The 14,178-nt window shown below is 50.6% G+C and carries 14 protein-coding genes; 7 read left to right on the top strand and 7 right to left on the bottom strand.

Going from position 1 to position 14,178, the window contains the following annotated elements; genetic code table 11:
* Positions 1 to 21: 21 nt before the first annotated feature.
* The 4 genes from T499_RS0113820 (at position 22) to T499_RS0113805 (ending at position 5,531) form a co-directional block, all read left to right on the top strand.
* Positions 22 to 465: a hypothetical protein gene (locus T499_RS0113820; RefSeq protein ID WP_033149432.1), complete on the top strand. Its 444-nt coding sequence runs from the start codon at positions 22 to 24 to the stop codon at positions 463 to 465.
* 12 nt (positions 466 to 477) lie between these two features.
* A complete protein-coding gene (locus T499_RS0113815) occupies positions 478 to 2,955 on the top strand; it encodes a BT4734/BF3469 family protein (RefSeq protein ID WP_084163214.1) in 2,478 nt (825 codons plus the stop codon).
* Between the two features lie 75 nt (positions 2,956 to 3,030).
* Positions 3,031 to 3,483 (top strand): YcbK family protein, encoded by a 453-nt coding sequence (locus T499_RS0113810; RefSeq protein WP_033151475.1) that lies wholly within the window; start codon positions 3,031 to 3,033, stop codon positions 3,481 to 3,483.
* Between the two features lie 68 nt (positions 3,484 to 3,551).
* Complete coding sequence (locus T499_RS0113805) at positions 3,552 to 5,531, top strand: heavy metal translocating P-type ATPase (RefSeq protein ID WP_232221115.1); 1,980 nt, start codon at positions 3,552 to 3,554, stop codon at positions 5,529 to 5,531.
* Here T499_RS0113805 and T499_RS0113800 read toward each other — a convergent pair.
* From T499_RS0113800 to T499_RS0113785, 4 genes are all read right to left on the bottom strand, one after another.
* Positions 5,528 to 6,430, bottom strand: coding sequence for a DUF4956 domain-containing protein (locus T499_RS0113800; RefSeq protein ID WP_052173778.1), 903 nt, complete (start codon positions 6,428 to 6,430; stop codon positions 5,528 to 5,530). The two genes, T499_RS0113805 and T499_RS0113800, sit on opposite strands and share 4 nt — an antisense overlap.
* A 1-nt stretch (position 6,431) precedes the next feature.
* A complete protein-coding gene (locus T499_RS0113795) occupies positions 6,432 to 7,187 on the bottom strand; it encodes a polyphosphate polymerase domain-containing protein (RefSeq protein ID WP_013064521.1) in 756 nt (251 codons plus the stop codon).
* An 88-nt stretch (positions 7,188 to 7,275) separates the two neighbouring features.
* Positions 7,276 to 8,247, bottom strand: coding sequence for a Gfo/Idh/MocA family protein (locus tag T499_RS0113790; protein ID WP_033151439.1), 972 nt, complete (start codon positions 8,245 to 8,247; stop codon positions 7,276 to 7,278).
* Between the two features lie 97 nt (positions 8,248 to 8,344).
* Entirely contained in the window at positions 8,345 to 9,430 is a 1,086-nt protein-coding gene (locus T499_RS0113785) for a 5-methyltetrahydropteroyltriglutamate--homocysteine S-methyltransferase (RefSeq protein ID WP_033151438.1), read from the bottom strand.
* A 147-nt stretch (positions 9,431 to 9,577) separates the two neighbouring features.
* Between T499_RS0113785 and T499_RS0113780 the strand changes: the two genes are divergently transcribed.
* Positions 9,578 to 10,051: an Lrp/AsnC family transcriptional regulator gene (locus T499_RS0113780; protein WP_033151437.1), complete on the top strand. Its 474-nt coding sequence runs from the start codon at positions 9,578 to 9,580 to the stop codon at positions 10,049 to 10,051.
* 7 nt (positions 10,052 to 10,058) lie between these two features.
* Here the strand turns inward: T499_RS0113780 and T499_RS0113775 are convergent, their stop codons facing one another.
* A complete protein-coding gene (locus T499_RS0113775; RefSeq protein WP_033151436.1) occupies positions 10,059 to 10,841 on the bottom strand; it encodes a ZIP family metal transporter in 783 nt (260 codons plus the stop codon).
* A gap of 215 nt (positions 10,842 to 11,056) precedes the next feature.
* Here T499_RS0113775 and T499_RS0113770 point away from each other — a divergent pair, with 215 nt between their 5' ends.
* Together T499_RS0113770 and T499_RS0113765 are read left to right on the top strand one after the other, a co-directional pair.
* Positions 11,057 to 11,803 (top strand): MBL fold metallo-hydrolase, encoded by a 747-nt coding sequence (locus tag T499_RS0113770; protein WP_033151435.1) that lies wholly within the window; start codon positions 11,057 to 11,059, stop codon positions 11,801 to 11,803.
* 105 nt (positions 11,804 to 11,908) lie between these two features.
* Positions 11,909 to 12,745, top strand: coding sequence for a transporter substrate-binding domain-containing protein (locus T499_RS0113765; protein WP_033151434.1), 837 nt, complete (start codon positions 11,909 to 11,911; stop codon positions 12,743 to 12,745).
* On the opposite strand, the gene T499_RS15065 is transcribed toward T499_RS0113765, so the two are convergent.
* Positions 12,742 to 12,864: a hypothetical protein gene (locus tag T499_RS15065; RefSeq protein WP_255327374.1), complete on the bottom strand. Its 123-nt coding sequence runs from the start codon at positions 12,862 to 12,864 to the stop codon at positions 12,742 to 12,744. The genes T499_RS0113765 and T499_RS15065 overlap by 4 nt on opposite strands.
* Before the next feature lie 9 nt (positions 12,865 to 12,873).
* Positions 12,874 to 14,160 (bottom strand): M18 family aminopeptidase, encoded by a 1,287-nt coding sequence (locus T499_RS0113760; RefSeq protein WP_033151433.1) that lies wholly within the window; start codon positions 14,158 to 14,160, stop codon positions 12,874 to 12,876.
* Between the last annotated feature and the right edge of the window lie 18 nt (positions 14,161 to 14,178).

The raw sequence follows: 14,178 nt of genomic DNA, 5'->3' as shown, positions 1-14,178 counted from the left end.
TTAACTTAAAAATTGGAATATATGGAAAAGAAACTGTATAAAGAAGTAAAGAAACTTGGATACAAGGTAATTGACTTTTATTGTCATTGGAGTTTCTATCGTCGTAAGAAAGATAAGTCGATTATGCTGACTGCCCGTAAAGGTGACCTGTTGGCACGCGACATCTTTAGACTGATAATTGGCAATGTTGAGCCAGATGCTGAAGGCCTGGTAATAGCCATGATTGGCATTATGCAGAGCTATAATTACCTGAAACTTGCGTTGCCTATGACTACTGGCAAGGAGGCACAGAAGCTGATAGAAGATTTTGATAAATTATTCTATGGTGATTCATGGCGATGGGTAAAGCACGACCACATGCAGATAGGTTATGATTTCTTTTTTGGTGGTCACAAAGTTGATGGCGACAGATTTAAAGAAACAATCGACAATATGCTTGCCCACGAAGATAGTAATAACGAATAAAAAGGAGGTTGAATGAGTTTTTGTTATCAGAAGAATTTTAGTAATCCTACTTTGCCCGTTGACGAAGCGCAGTTTTATGCGCTCGTCAGGGCAGGAAAATGGAACGAAAACATTGATAAGTTCAGAGAAACGGGCGATGCCAGTCTGAAGCGTAAACTGCCTGCGTTTATCTTCCAGGCTACGTTTGATGCAACAACATCGAAGGCTGGTAAAACAGGTGCCTGGCGCAAACAGGCTGCCACCCTGTTAACGGGACTTGTGGTAATGGATATCGATCACGTGGAAGACCCCAAAGGGGTGTTCGACAAATGGGGATTAGGCACGGATGAACACGGCTTTATAAATAAAGACGCGGCTAGGAGAATACTTTTGGTGTATATCACACCCAGCGGTAAGGGATTGAAAGTTGTGTTTAAGGCTGATGCTGCGGTAGGTAATCTCATCGACAACCAGCACCGGATGGCTGAGATCCTGGGTGTTGAGGTTGACGAAAGTTGCAAGGACGCATCACGCATGTCGTTCATCTGCAAGGAATCGGATATATTATACATTGATAAAGAACTGTTTACGTATGAGAACAAAGAATTTGCCGAGAAATACAATGCTGAGTATAGGGCTGGTCACAGTGGTGTTACTCAAACTGTTGCTGTGGCCCACCAAGATGGCCAACTGTGCGCTGACCAGAGTAGGGAGGTGGATGATCATGAAGTGGAAATAAAGTGGCGAGATTATGATATACAATGTATTATTGATAAGCGCTATAGCGCAAAGCTGCCCTGTGCAGCCGATAGTAACCGACACAACGAGAGTCTTAAACTGGCAAGCGACCTGCTGGTGCTGTTTGATGGCGACCGAAAGCTGGTGCAGCGGATACTTGAACGACAATCGTGGGTGCAGGAGATTATCGAGGAGCGCGACGAGAACGTGGCACAGACGGTGGCATCGGCAGCAGAGCGCATGGCGGACCGCGAAAAGAAGTACCTTACCCAATGTCCTTCAAAGGCTATGCAAGAGGCAATTTGCCAAGCGTGCGGCCAAACATGGAAACAGATTACGCAGGGCGAAACGACAGACACCGCCACCATAGGTGAGGAAGAGATTGAGCAATGGCTGTGGGATTGGGGCGAGAAGATTGAGGCGCTGTTCCCTTATTACCCTGCGCTGCAGGATGCCTGCAAGGGATTGAAACGCAACCAATATCCTGCTGCACTGATAGTATCAGGCGCATTGATGATGACGTTGATGACACGCTGCACGTACCGCTTCTATCATCGTCCCTCGAAGCTGCGCCGCCTGAATGCCTCGGCCCTGATAATCGGCGATCCTGCCAGTGGTAAGAGTTTCGCCACCCGCCTGTATGAGTTCCTGGCTGCGCCCATTGTGGCAGCCGATAAGGCAGGTAAGGACACCATTAATCGCTATCGAGAGGAGATGAAAACCAAGGGCGCCAATAAGGAGAAACCCAAGAAACCTAAGGTAGTGGTGCGTGTACACCCCTCGCGAACCAGTAACGCCCAGTTTATTCAGGATATGGTGAACGCTGTAGAAAACGTGGATGGCACGGATATGCAGCTGCACATGCTCACGTTTGATACGGAGTTGGATAATACCCTGAGTGTACAGAAAGGTGGTAGCTGGATTGACAAGCAGAACCTGGAGCTTAAAGCGTTTCACAACGAGGAGGACGGACAGGCTTACTCGAACATGGACTCGATTATGCAGGATTTTAACGTGACTTGGAACTACGTTTATACCGGTACGCCCATCGCCTTGAAAAAGAAGGTGAACGAACAGAACTTCGGTAGTGGATTGGCAACCCGATTAACCTGCATCCCCCTGCCCAGCACGCACTTTGAAATGATGGACTTGGATGAAGAAGTGGATGAGGACAGCGACAACCGCCTGCTTGAATGGGCCAAGAAGCTGGATAAAACCAAGGGCGAACTATCCATTAAACGCATTGTTCGAACGATGTACGACTGGACGGCACGTCGCATGGCCGATGCCAAGGACAATGAGAGCAAGGCCGATGAGATGCTGTTGAAACGTTGTGCCTACCATGGCATTAACTACTCGGCACCCTTTATCGTGATGCGCCACTGGGGCGACTTGCACCAAGAGGGTGACTACTGGTGCGGTGAGTTTGAAACGGACGAGATTGACGACCAGTTGGCTGAGTTAATCGTAAACATCCAGTTTGCCTGTCAGCGCCACTACTTTGGTTCATTAGCTGAGAAGTATTTCGACGATAAGTTGCGTGATGCATCAACCAATCGTCGCCATCATCAGCGAACCATCGAGGACTTTAATAGATTACCTGAGGAATTCTCGATCGACGATGTGGCGAATAGCTTACACCTTTGCATTAGTTCGGCTCGAACTCGCGTAAAGCGTTTGCTAAAAGATGGCGCCGTGGTGAAGTGTGGTGAATATGTTGAGAATGGTGCGTGCAAGCATCGCTACAAGAAAAAAGCCGTGCTTGTATTCTAAGAGTGGTACATTAGTTCATTGGTTCAAATGAACAATGTAAAAATTGAAAAATGTAAGAATGTAAAAATTAAGAGTATGGAACAGATAGTACAGTTAAATAGTAAAGCAAACCTCTCCGAGCATTTTGTGCTCGGGGAGTTCACCAGGAGTAAGTATCCTGAGGTGTATAACATTCCTAGTCATGAGGCGATTGCAAACCTGAAAAGGCTATGCCAATGGCTGGAGGTATTAAGGGAAAGGTCTTCCCAACCTATCATCATCAACTCTGGTTATCGATCACCTCAGCTTAACAGGAAGGTTGGAGGGGCGGCGAACTCGAATCATTTAACGGGGTGCGCGGTGGATATACGTACTTCGGGCTATGAACAAGCGATAGTTTATGCGGCCATCCTGATTAACTATGCCAAGGAGTCGCAGCAGGAGTTTGACGAATTGTTGATAGAACGTAATAGATATGGTGCTGTATGGGTACACTTTGCAGTAAGACCGAAAGATAATCGGAATAAGGTAAACTTTATCAATGCGTAAGTTTGCAACTTGGTTGCAGAAAATACTGCGTACCTTTGCAGCGCGAAACAATAAAAAGGAATAAGAATATGGAAAAGAATTGCGAATATTGCGGTGTACATGCACATCATGATGAGCATCATGAGCACGAGCATCATCATGAGCATGAGCACCACCACGAGCATAACACTCGTGAACAATTGAGGCTGATTATCATCACGGCTGTGCTGCTGATTGGAGCGGTAATAGTAGAACACCAGTTTGCACTCGAAACCTGGCAGCTGCTGTTGGTGTATCTGGTACCTTATATCATAATAGGTCATGATACCTTGAAGGAGGCGGCTGAGGGTTTGCTGGAGGGCGAGCCGTTTAACGAGCACTTCCTGATGAGTATTGCTACCATCGGCGCCTTGTGTATAGGTTTCCTGCCAGGGGCCGAAACACAGTTCCCCGAGGCGGTGTTTGTGATGCTGTTTTTCCAGGTGGGTGAGCTGTTTGAAGGCTATGCCGAGGGTAAGAGTCGCGACAGCATAGCGCATCTGATGGAGATTAAACCCGACTATGCCACACTGTGGAGTAAGGACGAAGGAGGAAGGAGTAAGGAGATGACAGTAGCGCCCGACGAGGTGAAGGTGGGCGATACGATTATTATTAAGCCGGGCGAGAGAGTGCCTTTGGATGGTGTGATCATCGCCGGTACGAGTGCGCTGAATACGGTGGCGCTGACGGGCGAATCGTTGCCCCGCGATGTGGCCGAGGACGACGAGGTGATATCGGGCTGCGTAAACCTGAGTGGTGTGCTGCGTGTACGTGTGACCAAGCCCTACGGTGAGAGTACGGTATCGAAAATCATCAAGCTGGTTGAGGATGCCGGCGAACATAAGTCGCAAAGCGAAACCTTTATTACCCGCTTTGCCCGTATCTACACGCCTATCGTGGTGTTTGCCGCCATCGCCCTGGCCGTTGTGCCTACACTGCTGGGTGGGGCATTCAGCACCTGGCTGTACAGAGCGCTGATGTTCCTGGTAGTATCGTGCCCCTGTGCGCTGGTAATCAGCGTGCCGTTGACATTCTTTGGTGGTATTGGCGGTGCCTCGCGCCGTGGTATATTAATCAAGGGTGCGAACTACATGGATGTGCTGGCGAAGGTGCGTACAGTGGTGTTTGACAAGACGGGTACGCTCACTCACGGCAAATTTGCCGTAACGGCCGTGCATCCGGATGCTATCGACGATCACCAACTGCTGCACCTGGCGGCTCATGTGGAGCACTTTTCTACTCATCCCATTGGTGCGGCCCTGCGTGATGCATTCCCCGACGAGGCTACGGATGGCTGCGAGGTGAGCGATGTGCGCGAGATGGCCGGACAGGGCATCATAGCCAAGGTGGGCGATCGCGAGGTGGCTGTAGGTAACACCAAACTGATGGATGCCATCGGTGCCAAGTGGCACGACTGTCACCATACGGGTACGATTATCCACGTGGCCATAAACGGTACCTATGCGGGCCATATTGTGATTAACGACCAGATAAAAGCGGATAGTGCCGAGGCCATTGCTGCCCTGCATACACTGGGTGTGAACCGTACGGTGATGCTGACCGGAGACCGCCAGGAGGTGGCCGATAACGTGGCCAAGCAGTTAGGACTGACCGAATACCATGCCGAGTTGATGCCTGCTGATAAGGTTTCGAAAGTTGAAGAACTATCAACTGTAAACTATCAACTATCAACTCCTCTTGCCTTTGTAGGCGACGGCATTAACGATGCCCCTGTATTGGCACGTGCCGATATCGGTATAGCCATGGGCGGACTGGGTAGCGATGCGGCCATTGAGGCAGCCGACGTGGTGCTGATGGACGATAAACCTTCGAAGATAGCTACGGCCATCGGTATAGCCCGCAGAACACTGGCGATTGCACGACAGAACGTATGGCTGGCCATCGGTATTAAGTTGGCTGTGCTGGTTCTGGCTGCCTTTGGTGTGGCAACCATGTGGATGGCCGTGTTTGCCGATGTAGGCGTAACGGTGCTGGCCGTGCTGAATGCGATGCGTACCCTGCGCGCTTAGAACTTATACGTGTATCCCAAACCCAGGATGTGACGGTTGCCGTCGGTATCATCCTGGCCAAAGGGATGCTGGTACATGTATTTGATATCGAATGCGTGCTGCTTGTTCAGGCGTAACTCGGTACCTACGGCATAGCGAATCTTATCCCATCCGTTTGACATGTAGGTTTCGACATTGGCATAGGGGCGGAACAGGTTGCCAAGCTTATATTTGGCCTGCAGGCGGTTACGCCACACGTTCTTGCCTTTGCCACTGTAGGTATGCTCGTCGGCCTCGGTGCCATTAGCGGTGTAGTACACACGCAGCACGGCCATATCGCGCAGAAAGTCGATGGCCCCCACCTTTACATCGGTTACGGCGATGCCCAGGCGCAGTTCCAGATCGGCTATCAGTTCCTTTCGTTTCTCGGGCTTAATGAGTTCGATGCGGTCGTACTGCACCAACTTGGAGTTTTCGATCTTCAGGTAGCGCTCTAACAGCGTGATGGCCAGTATGGTAATCACATCTATCACCACCAGCTCCATCACCGGGGTGCCAGTCAGTCGCCCGTTGACATCGATACCTAGCGAGTCGGCCATGGCATGAACCACCGACAGGCAGATGACCACAAACAGATACGTCATTTCGCGTACAGGCATGGAGTCGGTGCGGTAGCGCATAATGGAAAAGATACCGAAGAGGCCTAACCCTACGCCCATGGTAGCCTTACCGCGATCCATACCCATCATGAGGTACACTAAGAAATAGATGGCTACCGAGATGACCATGAAGGTGAAGTAAAAATCCTGTCGTTTGCTTTTCTTGAAGTACAGGAAGTGTACGATAGCCCAGTTTACTAAAACACAGATGGCGAACCTGAGAAGTGTGTCGCCGAAGCCGTTCGAAAAAATGTCTTGCATATTATGAATTGTTTACTAGTTTTCCTATTTCGATGAGTTTGCACTTAAAGCGGTTTACCTGCAGTTGCGGATTGGTGAGTGCCGACCCGATGCTGTATTTGGAGAACCCGTGTGGATGGATGCGCAGCTGGCGTAGCATGTGGAGAATAGGCGAGTAGATGAGTCCGTCGCGTTTCAGTTCGATAATCACCAGGTTGTCCATCTGTTTGTTAACGCCGCTGATGAGGTTATGAAAGCACAGCTGCTGGTCGATGGTAAGGCGTTCGGTCTTGGCTTTGTTGACGAGTGTGATGCGACGGAAATGATTGTTGAGTGCCGGTTGCAAGGTATCGACATCGTAGCGCAGATGCCGACCGAGAAACAGGCGGCACTGTTGCTCGGTAACATCCATATGGCTTACCTCTATACGTTTTTTCTTGGTGCGCCCGTGATTGTTTTTGGTCTTAACCTCCATAAACTGCAAACCACTTACGCAGTAGGTGCGGAACCGTATCTTCTGTCGGTTGGTATGGTTCCACTGGTGCTGGTTGTACATGTCGAAGTTGTAGGTATCAAAGTACGTGGTGTCGTACTCCGGATTTCGTTCGCCATCTATCTCCTGCACATCATAATCGGCTTGTGCCATCTGCAGCAGCAAGCGCAGCTTAGCCATGTTTGTAACAAACTTGGTATCGGTGCGATTCATGAGCTTTACGCTGCTCATCTGCTCGAGTGTGATAGGGGCAAAGGTGCCCAGTATGTTGTTGATTGTTGTCATAAGCGGTGGCAAAAGTAATGTATTTGCCCTTATCCGCCTAATTTAATCAACCAAGCGCTTAAGTTCTTCAGCGAACCCGAGAATGCTGTCAGTTGTCCATCGGATAGCGCACGCCCCATTTACGGCGTAGCTCGTCCATCAGTTGCATCACGTAGAGTGTTTCGGCATGTGGCATCTCGCGGGGTTCAGTCAGCTTGTCGATGAGTGCCTGTCGGCAAGCCAGGAACTGGTATTCGTAGCCTGTTATCTGTTGTGGCACGTGGATGGTTTCAACAAACGTGCGGTCGGGACCATTGAGGGTTATCGTTTGGGGGTTGTTGATGTTGTCGATGATGATGTTGCCCTGGGTGCCTGCTATCACACCGATATTGTCGCCCACGCATTGGGCCGACGACTGCACGTTGGCCAGGATGCCATCCTTGAGAATGATGGTGATGGCGTTCGTCAGGTCTATCCCTGTATCGCTCTTCACGCAGTGGCCGTCGATACTTTCGATATCGGCATCGCAGAACATGCGTACAAAGTTAAGGGCATACACGCCCAGGTCGAGTAGGGCACCGCCGCAAAGGTCGGGGCGCATGATGCGAGGCTTGTTACCCATCGAATAGCCAAGGGTGGCTGTCACCATTCGGGGCTGTCCGATACGTCCGTCGGCCATCAGTTTCCTCACGATGCCCACGGCAGGCTGGTAGCGTGTCCAGATGGCTTCGGCTAAGAACACTTGCTTTTCGTGTGCCAATCGGATGATATCCTGTGCTTGGGTGGCATTGGCCATGAATGCCTTCTCAACCAAGCAGGGCTTGCCTGCCATGATGGCCTGGCGCGTTACATCGTAATGGTGCGAGTGCGGGGTGCCGATATACACCAGGTCGATATCCTTATCGGCTATCAACTCAGTATAACTGCCGTAAGCTTTGGGGATGTTCCACTTGGCAGCAAAAGCGTCTGCCGTTTCCTGTTGGCGTGAGCCCACCGCATAGGCCTCACAGTTGTCCAGTCCGTTTAAGGTGATGGCTGCCTTCTCAGCAATCCGTCCTGTTCCGATAATACCTACTTTCATCTTATCCTTTAGTTTGGTTTTTATGCCGACAAATATACGCAAAAAATCCCAAAGCACGATGATTGTACCTTGGGATTTATAGTTTTTTGGATGTTTTTTATTTGCTTGTGCCCCATACCTCGTCGGCAATCTCCTTTACCAAACGTAGCTTGGCCCATTGTTCGGCTGTGGTAAGCTTGTTGCCGATGGCACAAGAGGCAAAGCCGCATTGTGGTGAGAGCGAGAGACGATGGAGTGGGATGTACTTGGCTGCCTGGCGGATACGGGCGATGATGGCGGCCTTGTCCTCGAGTTCGGGGCGCTTGGTAGTGATGAGTCCCAGCACTACATGCTTGTCGGCACTCACCTTGGCTAATGGCTCGAAACCACCCGAGCGCTCATCGTCGTACTCCAGGTAGAGCACATCCACATTCTCGCGGGCAAACACCCAGTCGGCCACCGAGTCGTAGGCGCCGCTGTTAAACCAGGTAGAGTGATAATTGCCACGGCAGATGTGCGATGCCACCACCAGATCGGCAGGGCGCCCCTCGAGTGAGAGATTGTTTACCTGCAACAGCAGATCCTTCACGTCGTCGAGGTTGGCACTCAAACTGTCATAGCGCTGTGCGGCTGCCTCGCCTACGATGGCGCCCCAGGTGCAGTCGTCGAGTTGCAGGTATCTACCGCCTGCAGCATAGAACTGACGGATAAAGTCCTGATACACCACAGCAATGTCGCGAATCAGTTCCTGCAGATGGGGATAGATGGCGATGGTGCCGGCGTAGTTGGCAGGCATAATGAGCTGCTGAAAGAACTGGGCAGGCGAGGGGATGGTGAGTTTAGCGATGGTCTGGTCGTCCTCGAACTGCTGTACCCGACGGAAGTCATCGATAAAGGGGTGTGGCTGGGCAAAGAGTTTGCCTGTGAGGAACACCCTGTCAAGTCGGGCCGTCTCGCCATTAAACACCACATCGCCACCTTTTTCGTGGGTGACACCGCCAAAGCCCCAGAAGAAATCAAGATGCCAGAACGTACGGTTAAACTCGCCGTCGGTGATAACGTGATAACCTAACTGCTTCTGCTGGTTGGTCAGTTCGCGAACCAGTTGGTGGCGCGTGCTGTCTGAGAGATTCTGTGGACGAAGAAAACTACCTACGAAATCGGCTCGCTGTGGAACCTGGATACCTTTGATTACTTTGCTCATTATGAATGCTTTTTTATGTGATTAATTGAAATTCCGGGTGCAAAAGTAAGAAAAAGGTACGTTATCTGAAACAAAATTTGGTAAGTTCAGTAAAATATTCTATCTTTGTACCGCAAATATAATGTATTACAGAATAATATTCGGCAAATGATGACTTACGACGAACTCGACAACACCGATCGCAAGATATTACGCATCTTGCAGACCGACTCTACACTCACCGTAAAAGAACTGGCTGCGAGGGTAAACCTTTCGGCCTCGCCTGCCTTCGACCGTCAGAAACGTCTGGAGCGCGAGGGGTTTATTAAGGGCTATCATGCCATACTTGATGCCAAGAAAGCCGGTAATGGCATCACCGTGCTGTGTAACATGCGCCTGAAACATCACTCACAAGTGCTGATGGACGACTTTATGGAAGCCATCCAAAGCATTGAGGAGATAACGGAATGTTACAACACCAGTGGCGAGTACGATTTTACGCTGAAGATACAAACACGCGATATGGAGTCGTATCAGGAGTTTATGCGCACCAAACTGGGAAATATCGACAGCGTGGGTTATTTTCACAGCGTGTTCGTAATGAAGGAAGTGAAAAATACCCACGGCGTGCCACTTAAATAACCGTAAGCTATCCCATCACCACATCCAGCACCATCATCAGCACAAAACCAATGGCAAAACCGATGGTGCTGAGGTTGGAGTGCTGACCGCTTGAGGCTTCGGGGATAAGCTCCTCTACTACCACATAGAACATGGCGCCTGCGGCAAAGGCCAGCATGTAAGGCATCATAGGCATGAGTAGCGATGCCAACAGCAATACGGCAATGGCACCGATGGGCTCAACGGCTCCACTCAACGAGCCTATCAGGAACGATCGCCACTTACTGTTGCCTGCTGCACGCATAGGCATGGAGATGATGGCACCTTCGGGCACATTCTGGATGGCGATACCCAATGATACGGCTACAGCACTGGCCAGCGAGATACTGGTGGTGCCACTGTCGGCTCCAGCAAACACCACACCCACAGCCATTCCTTCAGGCAGGTTGTGGATGGTTACTGCCAGGGCCAGCATGGCCGTCTTCGACAGATGCGAGCGCATACCCTCGGGCTTGTCGGTGCCTATGTGCAAGTGTGGCGTCAGTTCGTCGATAAGCAGCAGGAATCCCATACCCAACAGGAATCCTACAGCAGCTGGCAGCACGCTCCACTTGCCGCTATCGGCTCCCATCTCCATCGCTGGAATCAGCAGCGACCATATCGATGCCGCTACCATCACACCCGAAGCAAATCCCAATAAGGATTTCTGCAGTCTGTCCGACATTTCGCCCTTCATAAAGAACACAAAAGCCGAACCGAGCATGGTGCCCAGTAGCGGAATAAGCAATCCTATGATTAATGTTGTAGTCATAACGCTGGCAAATATAAACAAAAAATCCCAAAGCCATACCATTTGGCCTTGGGATTTAACTTTTGTTGAAATGATTTCAGTTGCCCTATATTCGTTCAGCGAACAGGGTGATAACACAATAAATCATAAATTCCAAGGCCAAATGGTATGGCTTTGGGATTTTTTTCTTATATTTGCGAAGATTTATTACTAACCCAAACAAAACAAGTACGATTATGGAGATTAAAGCAATTCGCATGTTCGATGGCGGTTTTATGAACCAGCAGTTTGCCTTTGGCGGTGAAGGTAAGGAAGGTACAGACGAACAGATTATCTACCGCAGCAGTTTGCAGAACTTCTTGATTGACACTGGTAACGAGGTGATTCTGGTTGACACTGGATTCCAGAACGATTTTAAGGCACCCGAGAAGAAACTGGGCGCGCCACTCTATATGGGCGAGAAAGTGAAGGATTATATGGAGGCCTTTGCCGAGTTGGGCTACAAGCCTGAGCAGGTAACAAAGATTCTTATCACGCACAAGCATCCCGACCACTCGGCTGCCATCCAGTATTTCCCAAATGCCAAGGTGTATATTTCGCCCGAGGATGCCGACGCCATGAAACTGCCAGAAGGTGGAAACATCATCCGTTCGGAATACAAGGAATCGTTCAAGAACTTCCCACGAGCCGAAAAAGTGGCCGATGGCATTTGGTTTATCGAGGCCAAGGGGCACACCAAGGGCAACAGCATTATCATTGCTGAGAACGATGGACTTTATTATATGATGCACGGCGACGTGACTTATTGCGATGCAGCCTTGAAAGCCAATAAGCTAAGTATCGTGTTCGAGGATGTTGAGGCTGCCCGCATCACACTCGATCGTGTACGCGAGTTTATCCAGCAGAATCCCACCGTTTATCTCTCAACCCACTGTCCCGAGGGCTACGAGAATCTTGAGATGAAACGGGTAATGACGCTGTAATTAGAGACAGAATTCAACAAAAGTTAAATCCCAAGGCCAAATGGTATGGCTTTGGGATTTTTTGTTTATATTTGCCGCGCATTATGAAAACATTAATACCAGAAGATGAGAATACAAGTACGAAAATTTATCCTTTTATTCCTTAGCGCCGTATTGTTAGGTAGTATGGTATCGTTTGCCTCGTGTACGGTAAGCAAGGATAATACTATCATAGTAAACCAGCCCACCATCAACCGTATTCAGGAGCGTGGCACCATCCTGATTGGCACTACGGGCGATTATCGTCCGTTAACCTTCCGCGAGGCCGACGGCACGTACTGGGGATTCGGTATCGAGGTGGCTGGTCAGATAGCCAAGCGCCTGGGCGTAAACATACAGTTTGTGCCAACCTCGTGGCCTACACTTTCTACCGATGTTACGTCCAATCCGCAAGCATTCGATCTGGCCATTGGCGGCATCACCATCACCGATGCCCGCAAACAAACCATGCTGATGAGCGATGGCTATCTGGCTAATGGCAAGACCATTCTGTGCCGGGCATCCGAGGCCGAACGCTACCAGAAACTGGCAGATATCGATAAGCCCGATGTACGTGTGATGGTGAACCCTGGCGGACTGAACGAGAAGTTTGCCAACCAGAACCTGACGCATGCCACCATCATCGTACATGATAAGAACGAGGAGATACCATCGCTTATAGCCGAGGGCCAAGCCGACGTGATGATAACTGAGATTACCGAGGCACCTTATTATATACAGACCGACACCCGACTGGCAGCCCCGCTACTGAATGCCCCCTTTACGCATGGCGAGATAGGCGTGCTGATGCGCCAGGGACAGGACGACCTGCTGCAACTGGTGAACGACGTGATCAGTCAGATGAAGGCCGACGGCACCCTGCGCCAACTACACGAGAAATACGGTCTGGTGTACGCCTATTAGCGGGTCTCGGCGATGTGGCGGATACAGTCGGCCTTGTGATTGTCGAAGTCGGCTAACAGCCATTGGTTATCTACAAGCTCCATCATCGCAGCTACTGCCACAGCTATAATCTTTTTCATTGTATCGGGTTACTTAAAAAACTGCGTAAAGGCCTTAACCGTATAAAGGTGATCGGCCACGCTGCCTGTTTCGCGACAACTGTGCATGGCCAGAATGGCATTACCCATATCTACACCTCGCAGGGGGATAGACGAGGCCAGGATGTTTCCCAGCGTGCTGCCACCTGCCACATCGGAGTGATTGACGAAGCGCTGACAGGGCACGCCTGCCTCGCGACAGATCTCGGCAAATACGGCTGCCGAAACGGCATCGCTGGCATACTTCTGTGCGGCATTGAACTTGATAACGGGTCCGCCACCCAGCACGGGATGGTTGGTGGGGTCGTATTTCTCGCTGTAGTTGGGGTGCCAGGCGTGGGCATTGTCGGCTGAAATCATAAAGGCACGCTCGATGGCCTGATACCAGGCTTCGGCACTGCCGCTCTGTGCGAGGGCGATGCGCTGCAGCATCATGGCCAGGAACGGACTGCCTGCACCCTGCTTGGTTTGCGAGCCTGTTTCCTCGTTGTCGAAAATGGCCAGCACCTTGGTGGCATCGGCTGTATCGGTATCAATCATGGCCTCAAGTCCGGCAAAGCACATCGACAGATCATCGAGGCGACCCGACGACAGGAACTCATCGTGTACACCAAACGTGCAGGCGGGGGTGGCGTCGGCCAGATACAGGTCGAAGTCGAGTACCTGCTCGGGCTTGATGCTGAGTTCGCCGCAGATGATATTCATGAGCAGGCTGCCCTTTTCGAGTTCATCGTTGATAATGCCCAAGATGGGGAGCATATCCTTTTGCTTGCTGAGCTTGACGCCATCGTTTACCTGACGGTTGAAATGGATGGCGAGGTTGCTGATTTGCAGCAGCGGACGTTTTACGTGCAGCAGCAGTGTCTGAGGGTTGAGTGCATCCTGGCCACGCACAATCACTCGACCTGCGATGGTGAGTGGACGATCGAACCAGGTTGACATGATGGGACCGCCATACACCTCGGTATTCAGCTTTACGATGCCACCTTCGCACAGCATCTCGGCATTGGGCTTGATGCGGAAGGTAGGCGAATCGCAGTGGGCGCAAATCATGCGGAACCCAGCCTCGGCCATGGGTTGGCGTCCGATGTGGAATGCATAGACCGACGAATCGTTCTTGGTTACATACAGTTTGTCGCCTGCCTTCACGTTACCAATCGGCTCGCGAGGGTCGAGTTTACGATAGCCAGCCTTTTCAAGTTCGGTGGCGATATTTTGTGCTGCCAGGAAGTTTACTGGCGAAGCATCCAGGAAATCTAATAATCTTTTTACGCGCATTATATCAAATTTATGTGG

The sequence above is a fragment of the Prevotella sp. RM4 genome (assembly GCF_000701965.1).
Classification (GTDB): Bacteria; Bacteroidota; Bacteroidia; order Bacteroidales; family Bacteroidaceae; genus Prevotella; species Prevotella ruminicola.
This window is presented reverse-complemented; position numbering and strand designations above follow the sequence as displayed.

Coding starts and splice junctions, on each gene's coding strand:
- T499_RS0113820 (WP_033149432.1), top strand. CDS start 22: ATGGAAAAGAAACTGTATAAAGAAGTAAAGAAACTTGGATACAAGGTA.
- T499_RS0113815 (WP_084163214.1), top strand. CDS start 478: ATGAGTTTTTGTTATCAGAAGAATTTTAGTAATCCTACTTTGCCCGTT.
- T499_RS0113810 (WP_033151475.1), top strand. CDS start 3,031: ATGGAACAGATAGTACAGTTAAATAGTAAAGCAAACCTCTCCGAGCAT.
- T499_RS0113805 (WP_232221115.1), top strand. CDS start 3,552: ATGGAAAAGAATTGCGAATATTGCGGTGTACATGCACATCATGATGAG.
- T499_RS0113800 (WP_052173778.1), bottom strand. CDS start 6,430: ATGCAAGACATTTTTTCGAACGGCTTCGGCGACACACTTCTCAGGTTC.
- T499_RS0113795 (WP_013064521.1), bottom strand. CDS start 7,187: ATGACAACAATCAACAACATACTGGGCACCTTTGCCCCTATCACACTC.
- T499_RS0113790 (WP_033151439.1), bottom strand. CDS start 8,247: ATGAAAGTAGGTATTATCGGAACAGGACGGATTGCTGAGAAGGCAGCC.
- T499_RS0113785 (WP_033151438.1), bottom strand. CDS start 9,430: ATGAGCAAAGTAATCAAAGGTATCCAGGTTCCACAGCGAGCCGATTTC.
- T499_RS0113780 (WP_033151437.1), top strand. CDS start 9,578: ATGATGACTTACGACGAACTCGACAACACCGATCGCAAGATATTACGC.
- T499_RS0113775 (WP_033151436.1), bottom strand. CDS start 10,841: ATGACTACAACATTAATCATAGGATTGCTTATTCCGCTACTGGGCACC.
- T499_RS0113770 (WP_033151435.1), top strand. CDS start 11,057: ATGGAGATTAAAGCAATTCGCATGTTCGATGGCGGTTTTATGAACCAG.
- T499_RS0113765 (WP_033151434.1), top strand. CDS start 11,909: ATGAGAATACAAGTACGAAAATTTATCCTTTTATTCCTTAGCGCCGTA.
- T499_RS15065 (WP_255327374.1), bottom strand. CDS start 12,864: ATGAAAAAGATTATAGCTGTGGCAGTAGCTGCGATGATGGAGCTTGTA.
- T499_RS0113760 (WP_033151433.1), bottom strand. CDS start 14,160: ATGCGCGTAAAAAGATTATTAGATTTCCTGGATGCTTCGCCAGTAAAC.